27 protein-coding genes are annotated in these 24266 nt (G+C 72.8%); 16 read left to right on the top strand and 11 right to left on the bottom strand.

The annotated features are described in order from the left end of the window. Positions 1 to 124: 124 nt before the first annotated feature. The 6 genes from ACQUQF_RS13820 (at position 125) to ACQUQF_RS13795 (ending at position 6843) form a co-directional block, all read left to right on the top strand. Positions 125 to 715 (top strand): DUF7310 family coiled-coil domain-containing protein, encoded by a 591-nt coding sequence (locus ACQUQF_RS13820; RefSeq protein WP_435179681.1) that lies wholly within the window; start codon positions 125 to 127, stop codon positions 713 to 715. Next, positions 715 to 1212 (top strand): DUF7311 family protein, encoded by a 498-nt coding sequence (locus ACQUQF_RS13815; RefSeq protein WP_435179680.1) that lies wholly within the window; start codon positions 715 to 717, stop codon positions 1210 to 1212. The genes ACQUQF_RS13820 and ACQUQF_RS13815 overlap by 1 nt, the downstream gene beginning before the upstream one ends. Positions 1213 to 1489: 277 nt before the next feature. Then, complete coding sequence (locus ACQUQF_RS13810; RefSeq protein ID WP_435179679.1) at positions 1490 to 3463, top strand: ATPase, T2SS/T4P/T4SS family; 1974 nt, start codon at positions 1490 to 1492, stop codon at positions 3461 to 3463. Then, positions 3460 to 5193: a type II secretion system protein gene (locus ACQUQF_RS13805; protein ID WP_435179678.1), complete on the top strand. Its 1734-nt coding sequence runs from the start codon at positions 3460 to 3462 to the stop codon at positions 5191 to 5193. Before ACQUQF_RS13810 ends, ACQUQF_RS13805 begins: the two co-directional genes overlap by 4 nt. Positions 5194 to 5295: 102 nt before the next feature. Further along, the gene (gene nreA, locus ACQUQF_RS13800) at positions 5296 to 6555 is read left to right on the top strand and encodes a DNA repair protein NreA (protein ID WP_435179677.1); all 1260 of its coding nucleotides are present in this window, start codon (positions 5296 to 5298) and stop codon (positions 6553 to 6555) included. A 66-nt stretch (positions 6556 to 6621) separates the two neighbouring features. After that, the gene (locus ACQUQF_RS13795) at positions 6622 to 6843 is read left to right on the top strand and encodes a preprotein translocase subunit TatA (RefSeq protein ID WP_435179676.1); all 222 of its coding nucleotides are present in this window, start codon (positions 6622 to 6624) and stop codon (positions 6841 to 6843) included. A gap of 59 nt (positions 6844 to 6902) precedes the next feature. Here ACQUQF_RS13795 and ACQUQF_RS13790 read toward each other — a convergent pair whose 3' ends face one another. The 5 genes from ACQUQF_RS13790 to ACQUQF_RS13770 all read right to left on the bottom strand — a co-directional run bounded on the left by ACQUQF_RS13790 (position 6903) and on the right by ACQUQF_RS13770 (position 10274). Beyond that, on the bottom strand, positions 6903 to 7355 hold the full coding sequence (locus ACQUQF_RS13790; RefSeq protein WP_435179675.1) for a DUF302 domain-containing protein: 453 nt from the start codon (positions 7353 to 7355) through the stop codon (positions 6903 to 6905). A 95-nt stretch (positions 7356 to 7450) separates the two neighbouring features. Beyond that, positions 7451 to 8131 (bottom strand): CPBP family intramembrane glutamic endopeptidase, encoded by a 681-nt coding sequence (locus tag ACQUQF_RS13785; protein ID WP_435179674.1) that lies wholly within the window; start codon positions 8129 to 8131, stop codon positions 7451 to 7453. A gap of 1 nt (position 8132) precedes the next feature. Beyond that, complete coding sequence (locus ACQUQF_RS13780; protein ID WP_435179673.1) at positions 8133 to 8426, bottom strand: DUF5789 family protein; 294 nt, start codon at positions 8424 to 8426, stop codon at positions 8133 to 8135. A 113-nt stretch (positions 8427 to 8539) separates the two neighbouring features. Further along, a complete protein-coding gene (locus tag ACQUQF_RS13775; protein WP_435179672.1) occupies positions 8540 to 8836 on the bottom strand; it encodes a HalOD1 output domain-containing protein in 297 nt (98 codons plus the stop codon). A gap of 154 nt (positions 8837 to 8990) precedes the next feature. Next, on the bottom strand, positions 8991 to 10274 hold the full coding sequence (locus ACQUQF_RS13770; RefSeq protein ID WP_435179671.1) for an amidohydrolase: 1284 nt from the start codon (positions 10272 to 10274) through the stop codon (positions 8991 to 8993). A gap of 112 nt (positions 10275 to 10386) precedes the next feature. Here ACQUQF_RS13770 and ACQUQF_RS13765 point away from each other — a divergent pair, with 112 nt between their 5' ends. From ACQUQF_RS13765 to ACQUQF_RS13755, 3 genes are all read left to right on the top strand, one after another. Continuing rightward, a complete protein-coding gene (locus ACQUQF_RS13765; RefSeq protein ID WP_435179670.1) occupies positions 10387 to 11967 on the top strand; it encodes a Na+/H+ antiporter NhaC family protein in 1581 nt (526 codons plus the stop codon). After that, a complete protein-coding gene (locus tag ACQUQF_RS13760) occupies positions 11964 to 12230 on the top strand; it encodes a DUF7513 family protein (protein WP_435179669.1) in 267 nt (88 codons plus the stop codon). Before ACQUQF_RS13765 ends, ACQUQF_RS13760 begins: the two co-directional genes overlap by 4 nt. Before the next feature lie 99 nt (positions 12231 to 12329). Next, positions 12330 to 13328 carry a zinc-binding dehydrogenase gene (locus tag ACQUQF_RS13755; RefSeq protein ID WP_435179668.1) on the top strand — a complete coding sequence of 333 codons (999 nt, stop codon included), beginning with the start codon at positions 12330 to 12332 and terminating at the stop codon, positions 13326 to 13328. A 27-nt stretch (positions 13329 to 13355) separates the two neighbouring features. On the opposite strand, the gene ACQUQF_RS13750 is transcribed toward ACQUQF_RS13755, so the two are convergent. After that, complete coding sequence (locus ACQUQF_RS13750; protein ID WP_435179667.1) at positions 13356 to 13682, bottom strand: 30S ribosomal protein S10; 327 nt, start codon at positions 13680 to 13682, stop codon at positions 13356 to 13358. 236 nt (positions 13683 to 13918) lie between these two features. Here ACQUQF_RS13750 and ACQUQF_RS13745 point away from each other — a divergent pair, with 236 nt between their 5' ends. The 3 genes from ACQUQF_RS13745 (at position 13919) to ACQUQF_RS13735 (ending at position 17046) form a co-directional block, all read left to right on the top strand. Continuing rightward, positions 13919 to 14356 carry a bis(5'-nucleosyl)-tetraphosphatase gene (locus ACQUQF_RS13745; RefSeq protein ID WP_276281045.1) on the top strand — a complete coding sequence of 146 codons (438 nt, stop codon included), beginning with the start codon at positions 13919 to 13921 and terminating at the stop codon, positions 14354 to 14356. 184 nt (positions 14357 to 14540) lie between these two features. After that, on the top strand, positions 14541 to 15656 hold the full coding sequence (locus ACQUQF_RS13740; RefSeq protein WP_435179666.1) for a DUF5787 family protein: 1116 nt from the start codon (positions 14541 to 14543) through the stop codon (positions 15654 to 15656). Positions 15657 to 15741: 85 nt separating this feature from the next. After that, a complete protein-coding gene (locus ACQUQF_RS13735; RefSeq protein ID WP_435179665.1) occupies positions 15742 to 17046 on the top strand; it encodes a PQQ-binding-like beta-propeller repeat protein in 1305 nt (434 codons plus the stop codon). A gap of 52 nt (positions 17047 to 17098) precedes the next feature. Here ACQUQF_RS13735 and ACQUQF_RS13730 read toward each other — a convergent pair whose 3' ends face one another. After that, on the bottom strand, positions 17099 to 17599 hold the full coding sequence (locus ACQUQF_RS13730; protein WP_435179664.1) for a DUF5797 family protein: 501 nt from the start codon (positions 17597 to 17599) through the stop codon (positions 17099 to 17101). 462 nt (positions 17600 to 18061) lie between these two features. Between ACQUQF_RS13730 and ACQUQF_RS13725 the strand changes: the two genes are divergently transcribed. Then, the gene (locus ACQUQF_RS13725; protein ID WP_435179663.1) at positions 18062 to 18838 is read left to right on the top strand and encodes an enoyl-CoA hydratase/isomerase family protein; all 777 of its coding nucleotides are present in this window, start codon (positions 18062 to 18064) and stop codon (positions 18836 to 18838) included. Positions 18839 to 18841: 3 nt separating this feature from the next. Here the strand turns inward: ACQUQF_RS13725 and ACQUQF_RS13720 are convergent, their stop codons facing one another. After that, entirely contained in the window at positions 18842 to 20125 is a 1284-nt protein-coding gene (locus ACQUQF_RS13720) for an MFS transporter (RefSeq protein ID WP_435179662.1), read from the bottom strand. 240 nt (positions 20126 to 20365) lie between these two features. Between ACQUQF_RS13720 and ACQUQF_RS13715 the strand changes: the two genes are divergently transcribed. Further along, entirely contained in the window at positions 20366 to 20494 is a 129-nt protein-coding gene (locus ACQUQF_RS13715; protein ID WP_255457444.1) for a hypothetical protein, read from the top strand. A gap of 157 nt (positions 20495 to 20651) precedes the next feature. Further along, on the top strand, positions 20652 to 21320 hold the full coding sequence (locus ACQUQF_RS13710; RefSeq protein WP_435179661.1) for a cupin domain-containing protein: 669 nt from the start codon (positions 20652 to 20654) through the stop codon (positions 21318 to 21320). A gap of 58 nt (positions 21321 to 21378) precedes the next feature. On the opposite strand, the gene ACQUQF_RS13705 is transcribed toward ACQUQF_RS13710, so the two are convergent. Then, the gene (locus tag ACQUQF_RS13705) at positions 21379 to 22272 is read right to left on the bottom strand and encodes a winged helix-turn-helix domain-containing protein (RefSeq protein ID WP_435179660.1); all 894 of its coding nucleotides are present in this window, start codon (positions 22270 to 22272) and stop codon (positions 21379 to 21381) included. Between the two features lie 152 nt (positions 22273 to 22424). Between ACQUQF_RS13705 and ACQUQF_RS13700 the strand changes: the two genes are divergently transcribed. Further along, positions 22425 to 23618, top strand: a complete 1194-nt coding sequence (locus tag ACQUQF_RS13700; protein WP_435179659.1) for a threonine synthase — start codon at positions 22425 to 22427, stop codon at positions 23616 to 23618. 105 nt (positions 23619 to 23723) lie between these two features. Here ACQUQF_RS13700 and ACQUQF_RS13695 read toward each other — a convergent pair whose 3' ends face one another. Both ACQUQF_RS13695 and ACQUQF_RS13690 read right to left on the bottom strand, forming a co-directional pair. Further along, positions 23724 to 23849, bottom strand: coding sequence for a hypothetical protein (locus ACQUQF_RS13695; protein ID WP_435179658.1), 126 nt, complete (start codon positions 23847 to 23849; stop codon positions 23724 to 23726). A gap of 131 nt (positions 23850 to 23980) precedes the next feature. Beyond that, positions 23981 to 24151, bottom strand: coding sequence for a hypothetical protein (locus ACQUQF_RS13690; RefSeq protein WP_435179657.1), 171 nt, complete (start codon positions 24149 to 24151; stop codon positions 23981 to 23983). Positions 24152 to 24266 lie beyond the last annotated feature (115 nt).

Raw genomic sequence — 24266 nt, 5'->3', positions numbered from 1 at the left:
GACCGACGCCGTCGCCCGACGCCGTCGCGGAAACCGACATCGCCGGCGAACAGTCGCCGCGCTCGCCGGTCGCGGTACCGGCCCCCGCGAAGGTTTAAGGCACAGGCCGGGACGAACCGGGGCCATGTCCGACGCGACCGACGCCGACACCGAGCGACTCGACCGCCGGCTCCGCGCGGTCGAGCGCGCGCTGACCGACGACGACCGCCCGCTCGCGGACCTCCGGGACGCGGCGGAGCTCGCCCGCGACCTCGAACGGCTGGCCGAACGGGTCGACGACGCGGCCGAGCGCCTCGACGACCTCGACGCCGCGACCCAGGCGCTCCGGGGGTACGTCGGCAGCGTCCGCGCGGTCGACGAGTCGGTCGAGCGCCGGGCCGACGCCGCGCTGGCGACGGCCGAAGCGGTCGAGACCAGGCTGGCGGAGGTCGAGGCCCGCGTGAACGACGGGCCCCGGTCGACGGAATCGACGGGGACCGAACCGACGCCGGGTGTCTCGGACTCCGGCGCCGTCTCTGGCTCTGACCCCGACGCCGAACCGACCGTCCGCGTCCGGCGACGACCGCCGTCCGACCGACCGTGCGGGTGCGAGTCCCGCGAGTCGGCTTCGCGGGCACGCCCCGACACCGGCGTCGGGGCGGACGGCGCCGAGTCCGACCCGGAAGACGCCGGCCTGCTCGCCCGCGTGGCGGCGTCGCTGCGGGGTCTGACGTAGTGCTGCGGCTGGTCCTGGCGGCCGCACTCGCGGTGGCGCTGGTCGCGGCCGTCACGACCGCAGTCGACGACGCGCGAGCGACCCGGACCGAACGCCTCGCCGGGCGCGAACTCGACCGGGTCGGGGCGACCGCGGCGACTCTGGCCCGCGAGGAGTCGCCCGGCGCGCGCCGGACGCTCGACCTGTCGCTGCCGGCGGACTCGCCGACCGCGGCCCCGCTGGCGTTCGTCTCGCTCGGCGGGCTGCCGGGTGAGGAAACTATCCGGGCCGACACCGCGGGCCGCGACGTGCTTGCCTTCCGCGTCGCGGACGGGCGACGGCACGTCAGGCGGGTCGCGGCCGATCTGCGGGTCGTCCGTGGCGGGCGGACTTCGGACGACGACAGGCAGGCACTCGTGCTTTCGAGTGGCGGGTCCTACGCGGTGACGCTCCGCCTCGTTCGCTCGGACGGGCGTCGAACCGTGGTCGTGTCGATCGGGTCGTCTCGTGATGGATAGCGGGTGATTCGACCGTTTATCGAGTTCTGGCAGAAGAACGGGCCTGAGGAGAGCGGACGGACGGTGAGAAGCTAGCTACTGCCGTCACATCTGTCCCGCACAGCGACCGCGAGCCTCACCCCCGGCCTCTTGCGATCCTCGCTTCGCTGCGTCCTCATCCCTCGCACGTCTGGCGCGGTACAGGGGCCGCGCCAGCGCGCGCCGATGGCGGTAGGTTGGCACCACACGCCGGCCCCCGTACGAGGCTTTAAACCCGAGGACGGGACGAACCCGGGCCATGCGAAACCCGCTCGACCGATTCCGCGACGACGATCCCGACTGCGCCTGCGAGCCCGCCATCGAGGACGATCGGCTGGTGGTCGACGCCGCGGCGTGCCCCGGCGCGGGCGACCTCGCGGCCGAACCGGCGTGCCGCGAGACGGTCGTCGCCGCGCTGGCCGACCGCGAGGCCGAGTCGGTCGCGACCCGGACCGACCGGCTCGAACGCGCCTACGAGGGCGAGGCGGCCGCGTTACTGATCGCCGCCGGCCGGTTCGCCGAGCGCGCGGCGTTCTACGACCGGTCGCTGGCCGACCGCGCGAAACGCGACCCGCTCGGCGCGGCCCGCGCCGCGGTCGGTCGCGCCGGGCCCGTGGCCGCCGTCGCTGCCGAGACCGGCCTCGCGGAGTTCGCCCACCGGGCGGAGGGGTACGCCGACGTGCTCCGGGCGTTCGTCGGCCCGCCCATCGCGAAGGCCCGCGTGGCCGCCGACCCGCCGCCGGACGCGGCGTTCGCCGCGACCCGCCGGCTCGCGACCGGCGCGACCGTCCGCATCTACGGGGACGAGCGCCCGCTCCGGACCTACCACCTCGAACCCGTCGAGCACGGCTTCGACCGGGCCGCGCTGGGGACCCTCGCGGGGGCCTACGAACTCCTCGCCGACGGGGGCGTCCCGGCCGGCGAGCGCGCACCGGGTCGGGCGGTCCGGCATGTCGCAGAAGCCGACGCCGACGTTCCGGTCGAAGCGGTCGCGGCCGCGCTCCACAAGCACACCCGGGGGTACGGCGTCCTCGCGGACTTCTTCGCCGACCCCGCCGTCTCGGACGTGTTCGCCACCGCCCCGGTCGACCGGAACCCGCTCCGCGCCACGGTCGACGGCGAGCGCATGCGGACCAACGTCCGGTTCACCGGGGCCGGCGCCCGGGCGCTGGCCTCCCGCTTCCGGCGGTCCAGCGGTCGGGCGTTCTCGCGGGCGGCCCCGACGCTCGACGCGACCGCCGACCTCGACGCCGCGCCCCACGTCCCAGCCGCCACCCAGGCCGACGGGGACCCCGGCGACGAGCGCACGGCGACGGCGGACGCGACGGTCCGGGTCGCGGGCGTGACCGACCCCGTGAGCGACGGGCCGGGATTCGCGTTCCGGGCCCACGACGCCACGCCGTGGACTCTACCGGCGCTGGTCGCCAACGACACCGTCCCCGCGCGGGCTGCGGGCCTGCTCTCGCTGGCCGCGGAGCGCGCCGCGGCCGGCCTCGTCGCCGGCCCCCGCGGCGCGGGCAAGACCACCCTGCTGGGCGCGCTCTGCTGGGAACTGCCCCCGGCGACCCGGACGGTCGTCATCGAGGACACGCCCGAGCTCCCGGTCGCGGCGCTCCAGCGCCGCGGGCGGGACGTCCAGCCGCTCCGGACCGAGTCGGGCGACGGACCGGGCCTCGAACCCCCGGAGGCGCTCCGGACCGCGCTCCGACTCGGGGAGGGCGCGCTGGTGGTCGGCGAGGTCCGCGGCGAGGAGGCCGCGGTGCTCTACGAGGCGATGCGGGTCGGCGCGAGCGGCGACGCGGTGCTGGGCACCATCCACGGCGACGGCGGCGCTGGCGTCCGCGAGCGCGTCGTCTCGGACCTCGGCGTCCCGGCCTCCTCGTTCGCGGTGACAGACCTCGTGGTCACCCTCGAAGCGATTCCGACCCCCGAGGGGAAGCGCCGCCGCGTGAAAGCCGTCGAGGAGGTCGTCGACGGTGAGCGGTTCGCGTCCCTGTTCGCGGTCGGTGGCGGAGACTCCACAGCGACCCCGGACGACGAACTCGCCGCCACGGGCCGCATCGACCGCGGGAACAGCCGACTCGTCGCGGACCTCGCCGAGGCAGACGAGTCCTACGCCGACGTGCGGGAGGCGCTCGCGGAGCGCCGCAAACTGCTCGCCGACCTGGCTCGCGAGGGGCGGACCAGCCCGGAGGCGGTGGTGTCGGCCTACGCCGCCCGGAGGGGAGCGTGAGCCCGGCGTCGCGGGGCGAGGCCCCCGGCGACCGCTTCGTGGTCCGCCTCCTCCGCGGCCTCGCCCGACTCTACCCCTGGCCGGTCGACCCCGGAGAGGACCTGCCGCGGGCGCTCGCATACCTCGACGCCGGGGTCGACGCCGAGACTGCGGTTCGGGCCGGATACGGCGCTGGCGCGCTTGCCGCGCTGCTCGGGCTCCCCGCGGTCGCACTCGCACCTGTCGCTCTTCGAGTGCCGGTCGCTGCCGGGCTCCTCGCCGTCTCGCTGGGAGTCGTCTACGCCGCGAAGCGGGGCCCCGTCGCGCTCGCGACCGCCCGGCGGACCGCCGCCCTCGGGGCGGCCCCCGCGCTCGTCGCCCGGGCGGTGCTGCGGATGCGGGTCGAACCCGCGACCGAGCGCGCGGCGGCGTTCGCGGCTCGCGGCGGGGACCGCCTCGCCGAGAGCCTGCGGGAGCACGTCCGGCGGGCCGAGGGGACCCCCGAATCGGGGCTCGCGGCGTTCGGCGCGACGTGGGCCGACTGGAACCCGCCGCTGCGCCGGGCCGCGCTGCTCGTGGAAGCGGCGGCCGACGCGCCGGCCGCCGAGCGCGAGGCGACGCTCGACCGGGCGATGGACGCCGTCCTGGACGGCACCCGCGACCGGATGGCGGCGTTCGCCGAGTCGGTCCGCGGCCCGACGACGGCGCTGTACGCCTTCGGCGTCCTGCTCCCGCTCGCGCTGGTCGCGGTCCTCCCCGCGGCCCGGGTCGCCGGCGTCCCGCTGTCGATTCCCGCGCTGGTGGTGCTCTACGACCTGGCGTTGCCCGCGGCGCTCGTCGCGGCGGGCGCGTGGCTGCTGGTCCGGCGGCCCGCCGCGTTCCCGCCGCCCGCGGTGTCCCGGGACCACCCCGAGGTTCCCGACCGGCGGTGGCCGGCCCTCGGGGCGGGCGTCGGTACTGGACTGTTTGCCTGGATCGCAATTGGAACCGCCCCGCTCCCGGGCTGGACCCGCTGGCCGGCGATGGTCGGCGGGGCGGTCGGGGCGGGACTCGTCGTCCGGTACCGCCCGGTCAAGCGCGTCCGCGACGACGCCCGCGCCGTGGAGGCGAACCTGACCGACGCGCTCTACCTGGTCGGCCGGCGGGTGAGCGACGGCGCCGCCGTCGAGGCCGCGATCGCCGACGCCGCCCCCGAGGTCGCCGGCCGGACCGGCGAGACGCTGGCGGCGGCCGCGGGCGTCCAGCGCCGCCTCCGGGTCGGCGTCCGCGAGGCGTTCCTGGGCGAGCACGGCGCGCTCGCCGACGTGCCCAGCCCCCAGGCCCGGAGCGTGGCCGCGCTGCTGGCGGTCGCGGCCCGGGAGGGCCGACCCGCGGGCCGCGCGGTCGTCGCGATGGCCGACCACGTCGACGACCTCCAGCGGGTCGAGCGCGAGGCCCGGCGGGAGCTCGCGAGCGTGACCGGGACGCTCCGGAACACCGCGGCTGTGTTCGGCCCGCTTGTCGGCGGCGCCACGGTCGCGCTCGCCGACGGAATGGCCGCCGGCGCGCTGGGCGAGCCGCTCCCGACCGCGGCGCTCGGTCTCGCCGTGAGTACGTACGTCCTGCTGCTGGCGGCGATCCTGACGGCGCTGGCGACCGGGCTGGAGCGGGGGTTCGACCGCGCGCTGGTCGGCTACCGGGTCGGCCTGGCGCTGCTGGCCGCCGTGGGGTCGTTCTTCGCGGGGTACGTCGGCGCGGGGTTCGCGCTGTGACGCCGGCGCGGGGCGACCTGATGGCGTCGGCAGACTCGGGAGCAGGCGCGTCCGGATTCGAGCGAGTAAGGTTCAAATCGCTCGGGTGCCAAGGGCCGACGAATGCGTCTCGACGAGTACATCGAGGGCCTCGGCCCGGACGAGGACGACCGCAAGCGCCGGCTCGCCGAGGAGAAGTCCTACGAGATTCTCGACTACGTCGAGCAGGTCGAGGACCGCTTCGCCGAGGTCGCACAGGGCGACTCGCTGGTGGGGTCGACCTCGCCCTCGGTGTTCGTCGGGCGGTCGAACTACCCGAACGTCTCGACCGGCATCCTCTCGCCGGTCGGCGAGGAGGACCGGGCCGCGGAGTTCGCCACCAGCAGCGAGTGGTACGACCGCGGCCTCGACATCGACAACGTGCTCCAGTACCGGACGGGGCTGCTGAACTCCAACCACGCGGCGAACGTCGACAACGTCGCCGACGCCTGGGACGGCTTCGTCGGCACCCAGCGCGAGGTCGCCATCGCCGACCGACCCGTCGACGTCGAGATCGGGCTGTCGGACTCGCTGGACCTCGATCTGGACGTCGACGACATCGCGACGCCGACCGGCCCCTCGGCCCGGGCGACCTCCGCGGACCTGACCGAGAACCCCCACGTGCCCCGGCCGGTGAAGAAGACGCTGGAGGACGACGACTGGCAGGCCCAGGGCGCGATGACCTACCTCTACCGCCGGGGGTTCGACGTCTACGAGATCAACGACATCCTCTCGGCGGGCGCGCTCGGCCGGGGCGAGAACCGCCGGCTGGTCCCCACGCGGTGGTCCATCACCGCGGTCGACGACACCATCGGCCAGTTCCTCCGCGGGCAGATACGGACCAACCGGAGCGTCGACGAGACCCAGGTCTGGGTCAACGAGTACGTGGGCAACCGCTACTGGGTGATCCTGACCCCCGGCAAGTGGGAGTTCGAGCTCGTCGAGATGAAGGCGCCGGGCAGCATCTGGAACCAGGACCCGACCGGCGAGACGTGGATGGCCAGCGCCCACGAGGGGTTTGAGGGCCGGACCGGCTACGTCGACGAGACCGCCGGCGCCTACTACGCCTCCCGGCTGGCGGTGCTCGAACACCTCCAGTCGGTCGGCCGGCAGGCCAAGTGCCTGGTGCTCCGGGAGGTGTCGGACGACTACTGGGCGCCGGTCGGCGTCTGGCAGATCCGCGAGAGCGTCCGCAACGCCTTCGACGGCGAGTTCGGCGAGGCCGAGACGTTCCACGGTGCGGTCCGCGAGATCGCGCCCCAGCTGCCGGTCTCGCTGGCCGACCTCCGCCGGAAGTCCCACCTGCTGTCGGGGCTGCAGGCGAACCTCGCGGACTTCTCCTGACGTCGGGGCTGGCCCGTCTCCCGTCCCGGCCGAAGACTTATCCCGACGGTGTGCTCATTCCCGGCCATGGTCCCCCTCCAGGTCGCCGTCCCCGGCGGTGTCGAACTCCTCGTCATCCTCCTGGTCGCGCTCGTCGTGTTCGGGGTCCCCGTCGTGCTGGTGGGCGCGGGCCTCTACCTCTACCGGCAGTCGCGGTCGGACCGCCCCGCCGGCGAGGAGATCGCGTCGCTCCGCAGGGAGGTCGAGCGGCTCCGCGAGGAGGTCGACCGGCTGGACGACGAGAAGTAGCGACCGCGATCACGGTTTCGGCGCGGGGAGTCGGCGTCTCGCTCGAGCGGCGCCGACACCTACGCCGTATCGAGGTTCGCCCAGGCCTCGTCGACCAGGTCGCCGGTCTCGGCCACGATGTCGTCCCACGCCTCGTCGTCCGGCGCCATCCCCACCAGCCGGGCGATGCGCATGATGCTGACGTGGTAGACCACCTGCTTGCCCGGTTCCTCCTCCCAGACGACCACGTTGCACGGGAATATCGCGCCGATGCGGTTCTCGCTTCCGTCGAGCGCCCGGTCGGCCATGCCGGGATTGCACGCGCCCAGCACGTAGTAGGGGTCGCGGTCGGCGTCCTCGACCTTCTCGTTGAGCAGTTCCGACGGGGAGAACTCCGCGGGCACGCCGAAGCCGGCGTCGGTGAACGCCTGCCGGACGTGTTCGATCGCCTCCTCGTGGTCCATCTCCAGGGTCGCCCGCTTCTCGCCGATGTCCTCGTCGTCGAGCTCCCGGGGGTCTATTGGAAGACTCATGCAATACTGGCTTCGCGTCGGAGGGTGAAAAGTCCGCCCCTCCCGGCCGTCTCGGTCCGGCGGTGTGAGGGCGCCGCGGAGTCCGCGGGCCGGTCTCAGAGCGGCACCGGCAGCCACCGCAGCCACCGGACGACCTGCTCGGGCGGGAAGATCGGCGGGTGGAGCACCAGCCAGTCCAGCAGCCCCAGGCCGAGACCGTGGGCGACCACCGACGGGAGGATGGAGTTGCTCTTGTAGTCGACCGCGCCGAACAGCACGTCGGTCGGCCCCGACAGCATGAGCTCGATGGGGGGCTTGTACATGTGGTGGAACGCGTACACCACGGGGCTGATGAACACGCTCTTGAATCCGATCTCCCGGACGCCGACGCAGAGCAGCCCCCGGTAGTACGTCTCGGCCGCCAGCGCGATGACGAACTGCATGAGCGCGTGGGGGAGAAACTCCCCGAGCGCGGCGCTGGTCTCCCACATCGGGTAGTAGGTCCGGATCGTCGGTAGCGACGACCCCACGACGTAGAACGGGAGGACGAACAGCGACAGCAGGACGGTGTTCCGGAGCGCGGTCCGGTCGACCCGGTAGCCGAGGGTGCGCCCGTGCCGGACCGCCAGCGCGAGCGGCGCGAGGATGTAGACGACGGTGTCGCGGACGAGTCGCTCGTGCAGGCCCCCGACGTCCCACGCCATCCACGCCACGGTCAGGACCGCGCCGGCGAGCAGCGCGCGCTGGACCCAGCTCAGCCGGGCGACGCCCCGGCGGACCGCCCGAGCGACGGACACGCTACTCGTCGGCCGTCGGGATCGGTCCGGTGCCGGCCGCCGCGCGGACCAGTCCGAGGAACTCCTGGCGGCTCTCGAAGTACGTCTCGTCGACTGCGGCCAGCAGGTCGCCCAGGTCGCGCGGGCCGTCGGGCGTCCGGACGGTCGTCTCCTCGCCCTCCTTCCGGAGTATCTCGCTCTTCTGTACCGGCCAGTGGAGTCGAGAGGCCACGCGAGCGAGCGGCGCGCCCTCGACGGGGTCGCCCTCGCCGAGTTCGACGGCTGGCTCTTCCTCTTCCTCGTTGTCGTCGGCCATACGGCCGGATTCGAATCCCTCGGGATTAGAGCTTTCGGAACTCCCCGTTCGCGCGCCGAGGCCGGCGAATCAGACCGACGGGCGACGGACGCACCGCCGGCGAACCGGCGGTATCAGTCGCGGACGACGACGTAGCCGTCGCTGTAGACGGTCACTTCGTAGCCGAGGAGGTCGAACACGACGTGGCCGCTGCCCCGCGGCGCGCCGTCGTGTCGGTCGGCGAAGAGGCTGTCGAGCGCGTCGGGGTCGATCTTGTCGTAGAGCGGCGTCCCGAGCTCGGCCGGGTCGACGTCGGCGGCGTCGGCGACGGCGTCGATGACCGCCGCGCTGAGCGGCTGGTCGCGGTCGGCGGCGGTGCGGTCGGTGAACTGTGGCGTCTCGTCGAGGTTCTCGGCGGCGTTCTCGCTCATTTGTCGTCTTCCTCCGTTCGGTCGATGATACCAGAGGTTGACGCAGCTACATACAAAAAATCACCGCATCCATTTGAATAGGTTGTTCGTTTATCAAAATCGACGGCCTCCGTCGACGGAGCGATCCGAGCGCCTCGCCGCGCTCGGGACCTGTTCAGGGTCGTTCGTCGGCGATTCGGCGGATCGCCCCGGCGAGGACGTCGACGCCGATCGGGATCGTGTCCTCGTCGACGTCGAACGTCGCGGTGTGGTGGCCGCCGGGGTGGTCGGTGCCGACGCCGACGTAGGCGGCCTTGCCGCCGTTCCGCTGGACCGCCCGCATCAGGTAGGTCGCGTCCTCGCTGCCGCCGAGCTCGTCGCGCTCGACCACGCTGTCGACGCCGTCGGTCTCGCCCGCCGCGTCGCCGACCAGGCCGACGAGTTCGTCGTCGCTCTCGGCGCTGGGCGCCTCGCCGTTGGTCGTGAGCTCGACGTCGCAGCCGTGCATCTCGGCGGCCGACTCGATGGTGCGCTCGGCGCGCTCGACCATGTAGTTCTTGAGCTCGGTGGTCTCGCCCCGGACCTCGCCCTCGATGTACGCCTCCTCCGGGATGATGTTGGTCGCGGTGCCGCCGCCGACCCGCCCGGCGTTGACCCGGGTGGCGCCGTCCTCGTGGCGCGGGATGGCGTAGAGGTTCTGGACCGCGGTCGCCATCGCCTGGACCGCGTTCTCGCCGGCGTTCGGTTCGCCGCCCGCGTGGGCCGGTTCGCCCGAGAACTCCGCCCGGAAGTGGCTCACCGCCAGGAAGCCGTCCATCCCCGCGACGACCTCGCCGGTCGGGTGGTCGAGGCCGACGTGGGCCGCAAGCAGGTAGTCGACGTCGGCGAGGTGGTCGCTCTCGGCCATCGACTTCCCGCCGGCGATCATCTCCTCGCCGGGCTGGAAGAACACCTTGAGGGTGCCCTCGAAGTCGCTGTCCTTGACCGCCTCGATCACGCCGAGGCCGATAGTGGCGTGGGCGTCGTGGCCGCAGGCGTGCATCGCGCCGTCGTGCTCGGAGCGGAACCCCTCGGCGACCGGCGCGTGGTCGTCGTCGGTCGACTCCTCGCGGAGGAGGCCGTCGATGTCGACCCGGAGGCCGACGGTCGGCCCCTCGCCGCGGTCGAGCACCGCGACCGCGCCGGTGTAGCCGCCGTCGAGCCGTCCGAGGACGTCCTCGTCGGCGCCCGCCTCGCGGGCCTGCTCGTACCACTCCTCGAGCTCGTCGTCGTCGGGGACCGCCATGCGCTCGTCCTCGGCGACGGCGTCCGGCCCGACGTACAGGTCGTCGACGCCGATGCGTTCGAGCTCCCCGACGATGCGGGCGGTGGTGTAGAACTCCCGCCACGCGGGCTCGGGGTGGCGGTGGAGGTCTCGTCGGATCTCGACCAGTCGGTCGCGTTCGGCCTGGTGGCTCATGTGGGACCCGAGGCGTGCCACCGCCTTAAGCGCTTGAGGCCCGGCAAGGCGCGTGGCCGGAATTGCGTGCGTTCATGTGGCTCCGCTCGGAAGGCTTGACCGAGACACAGACATGGCGGACACCGGAGACGAGACGGCGGAGGAATCGGTCGCCGAGGAACTGGCCGACGCCAGGCGGGCGCGGACCGGGGACCGCATCGCGTTCCACGGCGGGCCCGCGGCCAGCGCGATCCCCATCGGGCTGTTCATCCTGTGGGCCATCTTCCAGAGCGGCGTCCTGCGGGTCAGCGACACGACGGGGCTGGTCGTCGGCATGCTGCTGTCGCTGGTCGTCGGGATGTTCTTCGCGAAGGGCGACTGGAAGACGTACGCCAACACCATCTTCGAGGGGATGACCCAGCGCGTGGCCGCCACGGCCATCGTGGCGTGGCTCTGGGCGGGCATGTTCGCCGAGACGATCCAGGTCGGCGGGTTCGTCGGCGGCCTGGTCTGGGCCGCCGACGCGCTGTCGGTCGGCCCGGCGCTGTTCCCGGCGATCACGTTCGTGCTGGCCGCGCTGCTGGCGACCGGCATCGGCACGGGCTACGGCACCGTCATCGCGTTCACCGGGCTGTTCTTCCCGGCGGGCGTGCTGCTGGGCGCGAACCCGACGCTGCTGTTCGGGGCCATCCTCTCCGGCGCGGTGTTCGGCGACAACCTCGCGCCGGTCTCGGACACCACCATCGTGAGCGCGGTGACCCAGGACGCCGACATCGGCGGCGTGGTCGCCTCGCGGTTCAAGTACGCCCTGCTCGCGGCCGTTCCGGCGTTCGCGGGCTACCTGGTCGCCGGGTCGGTGATGGAGGGCGCCGAGATCGCGGGCAGCGCCGACGTGCTGGCCGGCCAGGCCGAGGCGCTGGGACTGGTCCACCTGGCGTCCATCGGGGTCGTCATCGTCACCGCCGTGGCCGGCCGCCACATCGTGGAGGCCATCTCGTGGGGGCTGGTGGTCGCGGTCGCCGCCAACCTCCTGTTCGGCCTCGCGTCGCTGTCGGAGATGCTGCTGTTCCAGGCGCCGGCGAACGTCGAACTCGCGCAGCGGCTCTCGGTGCTGCCGATCGTCACGACCGTGCCGGCGACGTCCGACCGGATCGCGGTCTCGGGCGCCTTCTACGACGGCGCGGCCGGGTTCTTCCCGCTGATCGTCCTGACGCTGCTCATCGTGGCCGGCGCCCGCATCATGATCCGGGGCGGCGGCTTCGCGGCCATCCAGGACTGGCTGCTGTCGCGGGTGGCCACCAGCGTCCGCCGGGCCGAGACCACGATGGTCCTGGGCACGGCGTCGGTCAACGCGATGATCACCATCAACACCGCGGCCGAGATCGCCATCGCGCCGTACGTCGCCCGCATCGGCGAGCGGTTCAACATCAACGGCTACCGCCGGGCGAACATCCTCGACGCCAACACCTCCGCCCTGGGCTACATCTTCCCGTGGGCGGGCGGCGTGCTCGTCGGCTACACGGAGATGCGGGGCCTGGTCGGCGCCGAGGAGTTCGACTGGTTCACCCGCGAGCTGCTGGTCAACCCAGCCGAGGTGTTCCCCTTCGTCTTCCACGGCTGGCTGCTGTTCGGCGTCTTCGTCTTCTCGGCGCTGACCGGCTTCGGGCTGGAGTACACCACCGACCGCGAGTCCGAGGAGGTGGCCCGGGTATGAGCCTCCGCGAGAAGTACCTGGCCGGCCTCTGGTTCCGGACGAACAGACCCGCCTTCGAACCGGGCGCGGAGATCTCGGCGTTCGTGACGGGCTACGACGGCGACGTGCCGGTCGCCCGCGTGGGCGACACCGTGCTGCGGATCGAAGACGCCCCTGCGGACGCGCTCGACACCCGGGTCAGGCTCCGGGTCGAGGAGTTCGACGAGGCCGCCCACCGCGGGACGGCCCGGTACCTGGAGACGGTCGGCGAGTCGTCGTTCTGACCGCCGTCGCTCGGCAGTCGACCGCCCGGCCCCGCGGTCGGGGCGCGGCTCGCCGGAAGCGCCGCGTATTCCCCTCGGGCGGCCCTACGGCGACCCGAGATGTCCTCCGAGATGACCGCGTACGTGATCGAGGAGTTCGGCGGCCCGGACGCCTTCACCGAGACGACCGTCGAGGTCCCGGAGCCCGGGCCCGACGAGATCCGGGTCTCGGTCGCCGCGACCAGCCTCAACCCCGTCGACTACAAGATCCGGCGGGGCGACCTCCCCGACTTCGCCCCCGAACTGCCGGCGCGGCTCCACTGCGACGTCGCCGGCGTCGTCGACGCGGTCGGCGAGAACGTCGACCGGTTCGAGGAGGGCGACCAGGTGTACGGGATGCCCGGCGGCGCGGGCCGGCAGGGCGCGCTCGCCGACTACGTCGTCGGCCACGCGGGGACGTTCGCCGGCGCGCCGGAGTCGATCCCGCTCGAGGACGCCGCCGCGCTCCCGGTGGTCGCGCTCACCGCCTGGGAGATGCTCGCGGACAAGGCGACGGTCGAGGTCGGCGACGACGTGCTGGTCTACGGCGCGAGCGGCGGCGTCGGCCACGTCGGCGTCCAGCTGGCCGACTGGTTCGGCGCGGCCGTGACCGCGACGGGCTCGACCGAGGCGAAGCGGGAGTTCGCCGCCGAGCTGGGCGCCGACGCGACCGTCGACTACACGGCGACCGACGTCGAGACCTACGTCGACGAGCACGCCGGCGGCGAGGGGTTCGACCTGGTGTTCGACCCGGTCGGCGACGACCACCTCCGGACGGCCTTCGAGGCGGTCCGGCCGTTCGGCGCCGTCGTGACGACCGAGTCGAGCTCGACCCAGGACCTCTCGGCGATGCACGCCAACTCGCTGGAGCTGGGGGTCGTGCTCGTCATCCTGCCCGTGCTGCTCGGCGAGTACCGGGAGCGCATCGGCGAGGAGCTCGACACGATAGCGACGCTCGTCGACGACGGCGCCGTCGAGCCCCGCGTCGACGAGCGGTTCGGCTTCGACGAGGCGGCCGACGCCCACCGGCTCGGCGAGTCGGGCGAGTTCCGCGGGAAGCTGCTGCTGGTCAACGAGTGAGCGCCGCAGAGAGGGAGGAGACCGCGGTCAGGCCATCTGCTCGATCTGTTCGAGTTCGACCTCGACGTGGACGCCCTCGGGGAAGTCGAACTCGGCGACCCGGCGGGCCAGCGCGTTGTGGCCGACGATCTCGAGCTGGCGGGTGTAGACGGTGTAGTCCCACGACCGGAACTGCCGGCTCTCGTCGCCGGTCGTCGATTTGTACTGCGGTACGGTGAGCTGTTCTGGCGGGGCGGAGTGCGGACCCCGCAGCTCCGCGCCCTTCCGCTCGGCGGTCGAGCGGATCTCGTCCACGACGGTCTCCAGCGCGGGGTGGTTGCCGCTCTGGAGCCGGATTCTGGTTACGAAGGTCATGGCTGGGGGTTCGGTGTGGCATCTGTTTTGCGTCGAAGTACGTAAATCGTCTGCTCTTCGCGCGGTCGGCCGGCACCGGACCGGCACCGTGTTCCGCCGAGTCGCGTCCGGCGTTCCGGCGAGTCGCGTCCGGCGTTCCGCCGTCGGCTGGCGGAAACGCGCGACCCGTTTTCACGGATTTCCGGGCGTTCGTTCTCCGACATTCTCTTAACGCACCGCCGTATATACTCCAGTAAATGACGGTTGAAGCCACGTCCGCGGGTGCGATCCTCTACAGGGATACCCGCGGCCGCCGCGAATACCTCCTCCTCAAGTCCCGTCCGGGCGACTGGGAGTTCCCCAAGGGCGGGGTGGAGGGGGACGAAGAGCTACAGCAGACGGCCATACGAGAAGTGAAAGAAGAGGCCGGGATCAAGGACTTCCGGCTGCTCGACGGGTTCCGCGACGACTACGACTACGTCTTCGAGGCCAACGGCAACACCATCCACAAGACGGTCCACCTGTTCGTCGCCAAGTCCTACGAGGCCAGCGCCGAGCTCTCCCACGAGCACCGCGACCACCAGTGGCGCGACTACGAGCAGGCCATCAACACCATCACGCAGGACGGGCCGCGCGAGATCCTCGAGGACGCCCACGAGTTCCTCAACGAGAAGGAGGAGAACGGCGACGTCTGAGAGTCGCCGCGGGGCATCCGCGGCGATCGGACTGCGCCGGACCGCAACTGATCCCGGTCGAACGTCGACCGGCGTCGGCCCCGCCGAGCGACTGCGCTGTCTGGACGCCGACGCCTGACTGTTCTCGCCGAACCGTCGCCGGTCGACCGAACCACTTAGGCCGGCCCCGCACCTGGCCCCGAGCGTGAGCGACGCCGACGACGGCGCGCCGACCGCGGGCGCCGACCCGGAGTTCGTCTTCGAGCTGCGGACCTGCCGGTGGGCCGAGCGCGAGTGGCCGCCCGGCGAGACCGAGAGCGCCGGGAACGGGGGCGGCACCGGCGCCGACGCGGACGCAGAACGGAGCGACTGCCCCGCTATCGTCGCGCGCCAGCTCGGCACGAAGCGCCGGCGATGGGACACGCTCGTCGTGGAGGTCGACCCCGAGGGGCTCCGACAGCGGGCGAACTTCGGTTCGCGCCGGCTCGACTCGGACCTGCTCGACGTCGTCCCGCACGCGCCGGCCGACTGGGAGTGGTACCGCGACGCGCTCCCGGACCCCGGCTACCCGTGGCGGTACGTCCGGGAGTCCATCCACCGCGCCGACGACCGCGGCATCCTCGACGTCCGGCGGCGGAACAACCGCATCCAGATCCGCCGGAAGTGGGCCTACCCCGACTGGGTGCGCCGCGTCGTCGCGGTCGAGAACAAGCCCGACCTCGACGCCAGCGCGGCCCGGGACCTCGCCGCGCAGCTGGAGTACGACGTGGCGCTCGCGCTGGCCGACGAGGTGTGGGTCGCCACCCGCGCGACCGGCGAGCGGGTCGAGCCCGCGCTGCTGGAGAGGCTCCCGGTGGAGGCCGGCATCCTCACCTTCGATCCCGGTTCGGGCACCGCCGGCGTCGAGTGGTACCCCCGCAGCCTCGACGTCGAGGCGCCGGGCACCCGCATCCTCGAACGCGGCGAGGTGACCGAGTACGGCAGTTCGGCGTCCCGGTTCGAGTACGCAGACCCCGAGTGGAAGGCCCACAAGCGCCTGGAGATCGCCGAGCGGGCCTACGAGAAGGGGTGGCGGGCGTTCGCCGAGACGATGCGCCCGGACTGCCGGCACTTCCAGCTTCGGCGCGACGGCCGGACCCTGCTGCCGTACTGCGCCGCCAAGGAGCGCCACCAGACCAGCTCGGAGTGCTCGGGGTCGTGCCCGGAGTTCTCGCCGGAGCCGCCCCAGTGGCGCACGAAGGGGTGGCCCATCGAGGGCGGGCCGGGCAAGGGGGTCCGGAAGCTCCTGACGGACCGGCGGGAGCGCAATCGGCCGGACTGATGTTCCCGCGCCGGTCGACGGACCGGCCGCGGTCGGTCACCGCCCGACCGTGAGAACTATTCGTTGTCGCTGAGTGACACCTGCCATGGATCCGCCTTCCGTCTCCAGGCGCCACCTGCTGGCCGCGGCGGGCGTCGGCGCGGCCGGGACGCTCGGCGTGGTGACGCGCAAGCGCGGCCCCGACACCGTCTCGACGCAGGCCGACAGCCCCGACTGGCCCCTGGTCCACCACGACGCGCGCAACACCGGCGCGAACCGCCGCGCGTCCGGCCCCGAGAGCGACCCCGACGTCCGCTGGCGAGCCCGGCGGTTCGGCGCGGGCCAGCGGTTCGACGGCTACCTGAACCTCCCGACGCCGGCCGTCGTCGGCGACACCGTCTTCGTCGGCGGCCCCTCGCTGTCGGCGCTCCGGGTCCGCGACGGGACCGAGCGCTGGTCGGTCGGCGGCGCGGCCGACGAGACGTTCCACGGCGCCGGGTTCGCCGACGGGACCCTCTACGTCTCGACTCGATACCCGGACGGACCGGGTGTCGCGGCGGTCGCACCGACCGGCGAGCGGCGGTGGCGACGGCGCATCGACTCCGACTTCGACGTCGCCCAGCCGCCGCTGGTGGCCGGCGAGACGGTCTACGTGCCGGGGTACACCGCTCTCGCCGCCCTCGGCGCGGCGTCGGGGACCCGGCGGTGGCGGACCGACGCCGGGGCGCGTCCGGCCGCCCACCCGGCGGTGACCGACGACGCGCTCTACGCGCCGACGGGGTGGTACGGGCTGTTCGCCCGGGACCGGCGCCAGGCGTTCCACGCGGTCCCGCTGGGCGACCCGCCGCGGGTCCGGTGGCGCTACGAGCCCGACGAGATGGCGCGTCCGGCGCCGGCGGTCGGCGACGACGGTCGCGTCTTCGTCCCCGAGACCGAGGAGTGGTACCCCGAGCACGACGAGGACCGGGGGAAACTCGCCGCGCTCGCCCCCGACGGGTCGCGGCGCTGGGCGAAGCCCGGCGGTACGGTCGCGACCTCCCCGGTGGTCGTCGACGGGACCGTCTACTGCAAGTGGGGCGCAACGGTCGAGACCGTCGACAAAGGCGAGTACGTCAGGGGCCGGTCGGACGCCCGAATCGCGGCCCGCAACGCCGACGACGGGTCCGTCTGGTGGACCCGCCGGTTCGGCGACCTCGGGAGCTGGGCCATCTCGCCCGTCTCGGACGGCGACCGGCTCTACGTCCCGCTCCACGACGGGGCCGGCGACCGGAGCGCGGTGGTCGCGCTCGACGCCGCGACCGGGGAGACGCGGTGGCGCCGGAACCTGGCCAGCCCGGCGTACCACCTCGCGCTGGCGGGCCGGACGCTGTACGTCGCCACCGCGAACGGGACGCTGTTCGCATTCGAGTAGCACAGAAACTCCGACGCGAGGTCGATCCAGGCGGGGTCCGCGACCGGCGCGGTCACTCCGAGACCGACACCTCGACCTCGTCGCGCTCGACCGCCAGCTTGAACGTCGGGACGGTCCGGTAGACGACCTCCACGACCCCCTTCCGGCGGAGCGCCTGGAGCGCCGACCGGACGTCCTCGGCCTCGGGGTCGACGTCGTACTCCGCGCGGAGCTTCTGGAGCACCGACACCACGCTCTCGGACTCCTCGTCGGGGCCGGCGACGACCGAGAACACCTGCCGCTGGAGCTCCGGCACCCGGATGGCCGAGGGCGCGCCCTCCTCCTCGTCGTCGACCACGCCCGGTTCGACGTCGACGAGGTCGGCGGCCTCGCTCGTGGCGCGGATGAGGCTGTTGTCGTCGCGGTAGTAGTAGTCCTTGAGTTCGCTCTCGAGGTACTGGTGGACCTCGCTCCCGCTCTCGAGACCCCATCGCTCCTGGAGTTCGGCGTTCTTGGTCGGCTGCAGCTCGACGAGGTCGGCGAGTCGCTCCTGGGCCTCCTCCGAGAGAGTCATCGGCCGGCGCTACGGCGGGGGGATATTTCCGCTTTCCGGAAGGTCGGACGCTTGCGGGCGGTCGGGCGACGGGGGTTTGGTCCCGGGATTCCAACGGGTCCGCGACCGGTGGGACAGCCGTTCGGCGTTCCGGGAGAACAACGACCGGTGATCCGGGAGACCGGGGATAGCTAGCTACTGCCGTCACCTGTGTCCCGCAACCGCCACCGCACCGCGACGGCCTCACGCCTCCCTAGCCTCCTGCGGTCCTCACTTAGTCGCGGTCCTCGTCCCTCGCACGGAGATGGCGGCTCACGAGGAGCCGCCGGGGAGCGAATCTCCCACGAGCCTGCCCTCGCTCCGCTCGTCAAAACGCCAGCGCGCGCCGAGTCACTTAGACCCAGTTCTCCAGGCCCGCAGAACGTATCAACCACCTGTCGGACCCTCGGAAGGATTATTCCGCGCGGCGCCGTCGGGAGGGGTATGTCCGACTGGGACACCATCGCGCTCGACTACGAGGACGACGTGGCGACGATCACCGTCGACCGCCCCGACCGACTGAACGCGCTCAACGTCGACACGCTCGAGGCGCTCGACGAGGCGCTCGACGAGGTCGAGGACGAGCGGCCGGGCGCGGTCGTCCTCACCGGCGCGGGCGACGACGCCTTCGTCGCCGGCGCGGACATCAGCTACATGCGGGACCTCTCGACGCCCGAGGCCCAGGCGTACGCCGAGCTCGGCCACCGGATCGCCGACAGGCTGGAGCGGTTCCCCGCGCCGGTCGTCGCGGCGGTCAACGGCTACGCCTTCGGCGGCGGGTGCGAGCTCGCGCTGGCCTGCGACCTCCGAGTCGCCAGCGAGGACGCGGTCATCGGCCAGACCGAGATCGACCTCGGCATCATCCCCGGGTGGGGCGGCAGCCAGCGCCTCCCCCGGCTCGTCGGCGACGAGATGGCGCGCCGGCTCATCTTCTTCGGCGAGCGCATCGACGCCCAGGACGCCCGCGAGCACGGCCTCGTCGGCGAGATCGTCGCGGCCGACCAGCTCGACGACCACGTCCACGAGCTGGCGGCCGACCTCGCGGCCAAGCCGACCTACGCGCTGGCGGCCGCCAAGGAGGCGCTCAACCAGTCCCACGAGATGAGCCAGGAGGCGGGCCTGCGCTACGAGCGCCGGCTCTGGAGCGGGCTGTTCGGCACCCACGACCAGCGCGAGGGGATGGCAGCGTTCCTGGAGGACCGCGAGCCCGACTGGGAGTAGGCCCTAATCCTGCGGGGTCGGCGAGACCAGGCTCTCGGTCTCGGAGACCGTCTCCTCGACCTGCGTGTACACCAGCGCCAGCCCCAGGGCCGCCAGCGCCGCCCCGAACGCGAACGGCCAGACGAAGCCGAACGTGACGAGGAACCCGGACGCGAGGGGACCGATGGCGGTCCCGAGCCCGAACGCCATCGTCAGGACCGAGAGCTTCGTCCCGGACTGGCCCTCCGTCGCAAGGTCGCCGGCCAGCGCCAGCGCGGGGGCGAACACCAGCGCCACTGCGATGCCCTGGACGAACCGGGCGACGACCATCGCGGCCGGGGTGGTGACGTACCCCTGGGCGAGCAGCGCCGGGACGAGCACGGCGAACCCCGCGACCAGGAAGGGTCGGCGCCCGTACCTGTCGCTGGCCCGCCCGATGGGCACCTGGAAGACGACGTTGGCGATGACCACCGCCGCGAACTCGACGCTGAACAGCACCGACCCCTGCGAGAGCCGGTCGGAGAGCTGGGGTTCGAGCGTCGCGAACAGCCCGATGCCGATGGCCATGAACAGCGTCGCGACCCCGAGGGTGAACACCGGGTCGAGCCCCGCGTCGTCGGGGTCGGTAACCGACACCGCGAGGTCGTCGCCCGCGCTCGCGGCGGTCCGCTCGGGGTCCTCGACGAACGCGGCCACGAGCGCGAAGCTGACCGCCGCCCCCAGCGCCGCGACGCCGAACGCCGCGGCGAACCCCGAGATCGTGCCGGCCGGCGTCGCGTAGGGGCCGAACTCGAGTAGGAACCCAGCGATGAGCGGGCCGAAGCCGAACCCGATCAGCCGGAAGGTGTTGAACACCCCGAAGTTGTTCCCGCGGGTCGCGTCGGTCGCGAGCTCGTTGACCAGCGCGACCGTCGCGGGGATGGCCAGCGCCGCGCCGACCCCCTGGAGCATCCGGAGCGCGAGGATCGCGGCGTAGCTGTCGGCGAAGACGTAGGCGCCGCTGGCGACCCCGAGCAGCGCGAGCCCGGCCAGGATGAACGCCCGGCGCCGCCCGGTCCGGTCCGAGAGCCGCCCGGCGAACGGCTGGCCGAAGCTGTTGAGGAAGCCGAACAGCGAGAGCGCGACCCCGATGAGCACCGACTGTGCGACCGCGACCCCGAGCAGTTCGCCCCCGCCGCCGGGCACGTCCAGGATCACCTCGTCGAGGAACTGCGGCAGCACCACGATGAGAAAGGAGTTGCCGACCGAGTCGATCATCCGGGCGAACGCGAGGGTCAGCACCCGCCGGTCGGTCCCGAGCAGCGCCATCCGTCGGACCCAGGGCGCGTGCGGGGAAGACGGTTGCGGCACCGGCGTCGCCCGGGTCGAGTCCGGACGGGGTCAGTCGGACGCGGGGCGGTCGGACGCCGGACGGTCCGACGCGGGGCGGTGCACGGCCGCCCGACCGTGGGACGACCGCTGCCATGCGTAGGTTTAACACACCCGGCCGCGTAGGTTCGCGTTCTCCAGCCGGTCGCCGGCCACCCGCCGCGACCCGGAGTCCGACAGATGACCAAGATAGAGTGCCAGAACTGCGGGCGGAAGGCCACCGTCGACAGCGACCAGCGGGCGTCCGACGCCCCGATGCGGTACTGTCGGCGCTGCGGCGAGGAGCTCCCGCCGCGCGAGGAGTGGTGAGCAGGCCGCCCGGGCGACGACCGAGTCCCGCGCGACCCGCGGCGAGTGACGACCACGGATCGCTGGCCGGCGACCCCGGGCCCGTCCTCGGCCCGTCACCGGACCGATTCGTCCCCGTCACACAACCGATTTAGCCCCGCTGCCCGAACGCCACCGCATGGAGCGGACCGCTATCGACGCTGTGGAGTCGGCCGCGTTCGGCGACGGCGTCGACCGACGCGGACTGACCGACGCGCTCGACGCGGAGCACCTCGCGGTCAACCGCTACCGCGTCCCGCCCGGCGAGGGGTTCCCCAGCGGCCTCCACGCCCACGGCGACCAGGAGGAGGTGTTCGTAGTCCTCGACGGCGAGGCGACCTTCGAGACCCTGGTTCCGCGGGGCGAGGCGGGCGGCGACCCCGGGGCCACCGAGTGGGAGGCCGGCGAGGTCGCCGTCGCCGCGGGCGAGGCGATCCGGTTCGCGCCCGGCGAGTACCAGTCGGGCCGGAACGCCGGGGAGGCGGAGCTGGTGGCCCTCGCGCTCGGCGCACCGCGGGACAGCGAGGACGTGCGAATCCCGCTGGCCTGCCCGGAGTGCGGCCACGGCTACCTCCGGCCGGAAGCGGGCGGAGCCGGGGATGTCCGGCTCGTCTGTCCGGACTGCGACGCCCGGAACGCGCCCGAGGGGTGTCCGGACTGCGGGAGCGAGATGCGGGTCGCGCTCGCCGACGCGGAGCGGCGGGAGTCGCCGTCCGGTGACTCCCGGGAGGTCGCCGGCGATCGCCCGGAGACGAGAGTGGTCTGCCCGTACTGCGGCGCCGAGGCGGCGACGCCGTTCCGGTCGTGACGCGGTGTCGTTCGAGGGTCGGTGAGACCGACCGCTCCGCCGCGCCGGTCGAGGTGCGTCAGTTCACGACCGCGTCGCCTTCGACGGCGGTCACGGCGACGTCCTCGTCCAGCACGACGCGGAGTTCGTCGCCGTCGCACGCGACCGTCACCTCGACCCGCCACGGGTCCTCCGAGCGCACGGTGACCGGGTCGGTGGCGGAGACGAACGCCAGTTCCCAGAGCGGGCGGTCGGTCACGTCGACGCCCCTGGCGTGGAAGAACGACACGACGGCGGGGTGGTAGAGGACGTTCTCGCCGGGCGTGGTGAACATGAACCCGCGGCAGTTCTCGCAGCTGCGGGCGACGAACACCGCCGACTCGTCCTCGCCGGTGAGCGTGTCGCTGTCCACCCGCCGGAACTCGCCCGGCATCGGGCCCGCGCACCACTTGCAGACGCCCCGGTTGAACAGCATGATGTTGTGGCGGCTCCACTGGTCGAACGCCCGCAGCAGCTCGTCGTCGCCCCAGTTCTCGACCGCGGTCGGCGGGAACGGGACGTCCTGGAACTCCCGGTCGCAGTCGGGACACGCGATCCGGAGTCGCGCGTCCTCGTAGCGGACGTCGAGCGCCGAGCCGCAGTCGAGACAGCCGCTCTCGGGCTCGACGTCGCCGGCGTCCGTCTCGTCCGTGAAGAACCCGGAGACGACCGTCCGGTACAGCAGGTCGCCGGGGTACGTCAGCGAGTAGCCGCCGTCGCGCTCCCGGACGAATCGGCCGACCAGCTGCTGGAGGTGGTAGTTGAACTTGCCGCTGTCGCGGATCCCCGCCCGGTCGCGGAGCTCCGAGAAGCTGAGGACGCCCTCGTACTCCTCGTAGGGGGCCTCCGCGAGCGCCCGGAGGACGGTCATCCGGGTCTCGTCGGCGACCAGCCCGAACGCCTCGGCCGGGTTGAGTCCGTCGGCCTCGCTCATACGGGCCACTCCGCTCGCGGCCCCTAAATACCCACTCCTGCCGCAGGAGCCACTCCGGTGCTGGCGAGCCTCCCGCGGCGAGGGCGGCCGCCGTCGGGGGACGCCGCCGACGAAGGGGCAGGGATTTGTCGCTCGACTCCGAACGGCCGCGCATGGAGACCACCGACGCGTTCGTCGGCCTGACGTGTGTCGACTGCGGCGAGACGTTCGACGCCGAGGCGGCGACCCACCGCTGTCCCGACTGCGGCGGCATCCTGGACCCCGACTACGACTACGACGACATCGACCTGACCCGCGAGGACCTCGAGTCCCGGCGGTTCGAGTCGATGTGGCGCTACGAGGAGCTGCTGCCGTTCCCGCGCGAGGCGGCCGTGACGATGGACGAGGGCGCGACCCAGCTGGTGGAGTGCCCGACGCTCGCCGACGAGCTCGGGGTCGGCCGGGTGCTGTTCAAGGACGAGGGCCGCAACCCGACCGGGACGTTCAAGGACCGGGGCCAGACCGCCGCGGTGACGGCGGCGGTCCAGCACGGCGCGACCGACGTGGCGCTCAACTCGGCGGGCAACGCCGGTCAGTCGGCCGCGGCCTACGCCGCCCGGGCGGGCCTCGACTCCCACGTCTTCCTGCCCTCGCGGGCCGGGTTCACCAACAAGGCGATGGTCAACGTCCACGGCGGCGACCTCACCGTCGTCGAGGGGCGCATCGGCGACGCCGGCGCGGCCTACCAGGACGCGATGGCCGAGCACGACGACTGGTACTCGGTCAAGACGTTCGTGACGCCGTACCGCCACGAGGGCAAGAAGACGATGCTGTACGAGGTCGTCGAGCAGAACGACTGGGAGGTGCCCGACGCCGTGGTGTACCCGACCGGCGGCGGCGTCGGCCTCGTGGGAATGCACAAGGCCGCGAAGGAGCTGCGCGACCTCGGCCTGACCGACGACATCCCGGCGATGTACGCGGCCCAGTCGGCTGGCTGCGCCCCGGTCGTGGAGGCGTTCGAGGAGGGCAAGGACGTCCACGAGGTCTGGGAGACCCCCGACACCATCTGCGGCGGCATCGAGATCCCCGACCCCGGCGCGAGCCCGCTCATTCTGGACGCGCTCCGCGAGAGCGACGGCGGCGCGGTCGCCACCAGCGACGAGGACATCCTCGACAGCGCGATCACGGTCGCCCAGCACGAGGGCCTGGAGATGGGCGCGACCTGCGCGGCGGCCGCCAGCGGGGCGTGGGAGCTCGCCCGGCGCGGCGAGTTCGACGAGGACGACACGGTCGTGCTGCTCAACACCGGCGCGGGCAACAAGGACGACGACGTGCTCCGCAGCCACCTGATGAGCAAGGGCGTCTGACCGAGCCGTTGGAGAACACCGGAGCGTCGCGGTTTCCGATTCCGGTCGCGTCGCTCGATTCGACCGGGCGGTGGGCGGCCCCGGCCCGTTCCGGGAATCTCGGTTCTACTGTTCGACGCTGACCGGATTCTCCGTGATGATCCAGGCGTCGGGCGATTCCTTCGACCGGAGTTCGAGGCGGCCGTCGTGGAAGTGAGCGGTGACACGTTCGCTCGACTCGGTCTCTGACATCCTGTCCGGCGCTACGCCGGACCCGGCCATTACTATACGCCGTCTACCCGCAGGATACAGGCGGTCTACCGGTCGATACGCGGGGTCTACTCGGCCGTAAGCCCGACCGGACCGCGAGAAACGGACGGCGGTCAGTAGTAGTACACTTCGAACTCGGTGCCGCAATCGCCGCAGTCGACCGTCGTCCCGGTGAGCCGGTCGGCGTCGCTGAACCGCGGGTCGGCCTCGCCGCCGTCGGTGGCGACCGCGGCGATCCGGCCGTCGCAGTTCGGACACCCGATGCTCGTCTCGATGCGCGACATGCCCCGAGATACCCCGCGTCGTCGGTTAGTTATACGCCGTCTAAACTCGGCACAGGTCGGGCGTGGCGCCGGGACGGTTCGCCGTAGTTCCGCGGGACGAGGGGCGCCGGTCGGT

Source organism: Halorussus sp. AFM4, assembly GCF_051194995.1.
Lineage (GTDB): Archaea > Halobacteriota > Halobacteria > Halobacteriales > Haladaptataceae > Halorussus.
This window is presented reverse-complemented; position numbering and strand designations above follow the sequence as displayed.

Bases quoted from the DNA above. Each gene is read 5' to 3' on its own strand.
- ACQUQF_RS13820 (WP_435179681.1), top strand. From the start codon at position 125: ATGTCCGACGCGACCGACGCCGACACCGAGCGACTCGACCGCCGGCTC.
- ACQUQF_RS13810 (WP_435179679.1), top strand. From the start codon at position 1,490: ATGCGAAACCCGCTCGACCGATTCCGCGACGACGATCCCGACTGCGCC.
- nreA (WP_435179677.1), top strand. From the start codon at position 5,296: ATGCGTCTCGACGAGTACATCGAGGGCCTCGGCCCGGACGAGGACGAC.
- ACQUQF_RS13795 (WP_435179676.1), top strand. From the start codon at position 6,622: ATGGTCCCCCTCCAGGTCGCCGTCCCCGGCGGTGTCGAACTCCTCGTC.
- ACQUQF_RS13790 (WP_435179675.1), bottom strand. From the start codon at position 7,355: ATGAGTCTTCCAATAGACCCCCGGGAGCTCGACGACGAGGACATCGGC.
- ACQUQF_RS13780 (WP_435179673.1), bottom strand. From the start codon at position 8,426: ATGGCCGACGACAACGAGGAAGAGGAAGAGCCAGCCGTCGAACTCGGC.
- ACQUQF_RS13775 (WP_435179672.1), bottom strand. From the start codon at position 8,836: ATGAGCGAGAACGCCGCCGAGAACCTCGACGAGACGCCACAGTTCACC.
- ACQUQF_RS13770 (WP_435179671.1), bottom strand. From the start codon at position 10,274: ATGAGCCACCAGGCCGAACGCGACCGACTGGTCGAGATCCGACGAGAC.
- ACQUQF_RS13765 (WP_435179670.1), top strand. From the start codon at position 10,387: ATGGCGGACACCGGAGACGAGACGGCGGAGGAATCGGTCGCCGAGGAA.
- ACQUQF_RS13760 (WP_435179669.1), top strand. From the start codon at position 11,964: ATGAGCCTCCGCGAGAAGTACCTGGCCGGCCTCTGGTTCCGGACGAAC.
- ACQUQF_RS13755 (WP_435179668.1), top strand. From the start codon at position 12,330: ATGTCCTCCGAGATGACCGCGTACGTGATCGAGGAGTTCGGCGGCCCG.
- ACQUQF_RS13750 (WP_435179667.1), bottom strand. From the start codon at position 13,682: ATGACCTTCGTAACCAGAATCCGGCTCCAGAGCGGCAACCACCCCGCG.
- ACQUQF_RS13745 (WP_276281045.1), top strand. From the start codon at position 13,919: ATGACGGTTGAAGCCACGTCCGCGGGTGCGATCCTCTACAGGGATACC.
- ACQUQF_RS13735 (WP_435179665.1), top strand. From the start codon at position 15,742: ATGGATCCGCCTTCCGTCTCCAGGCGCCACCTGCTGGCCGCGGCGGGC.
- ACQUQF_RS13730 (WP_435179664.1), bottom strand. From the start codon at position 17,599: ATGACTCTCTCGGAGGAGGCCCAGGAGCGACTCGCCGACCTCGTCGAG.
- ACQUQF_RS13725 (WP_435179663.1), top strand. From the start codon at position 18,062: ATGTCCGACTGGGACACCATCGCGCTCGACTACGAGGACGACGTGGCG.
- ACQUQF_RS13720 (WP_435179662.1), bottom strand. From the start codon at position 20,125: ATGGCGCTGCTCGGGACCGACCGGCGGGTGCTGACCCTCGCGTTCGCC.
- ACQUQF_RS13715 (WP_255457444.1), top strand. From the start codon at position 20,366: ATGACCAAGATAGAGTGCCAGAACTGCGGGCGGAAGGCCACCGTCGAC.
- ACQUQF_RS13710 (WP_435179661.1), top strand. From the start codon at position 20,652: ATGGAGCGGACCGCTATCGACGCTGTGGAGTCGGCCGCGTTCGGCGAC.
- ACQUQF_RS13705 (WP_435179660.1), bottom strand. From the start codon at position 22,272: ATGAGCGAGGCCGACGGACTCAACCCGGCCGAGGCGTTCGGGCTGGTC.
- ACQUQF_RS13700 (WP_435179659.1), top strand. From the start codon at position 22,425: ATGGAGACCACCGACGCGTTCGTCGGCCTGACGTGTGTCGACTGCGGC.
- ACQUQF_RS13695 (WP_435179658.1), bottom strand. From the start codon at position 23,849: ATGTCAGAGACCGAGTCGAGCGAACGTGTCACCGCTCACTTCCACGAC.
- ACQUQF_RS13690 (WP_435179657.1), bottom strand. From the start codon at position 24,151: ATGTCGCGCATCGAGACGAGCATCGGGTGTCCGAACTGCGACGGCCGG.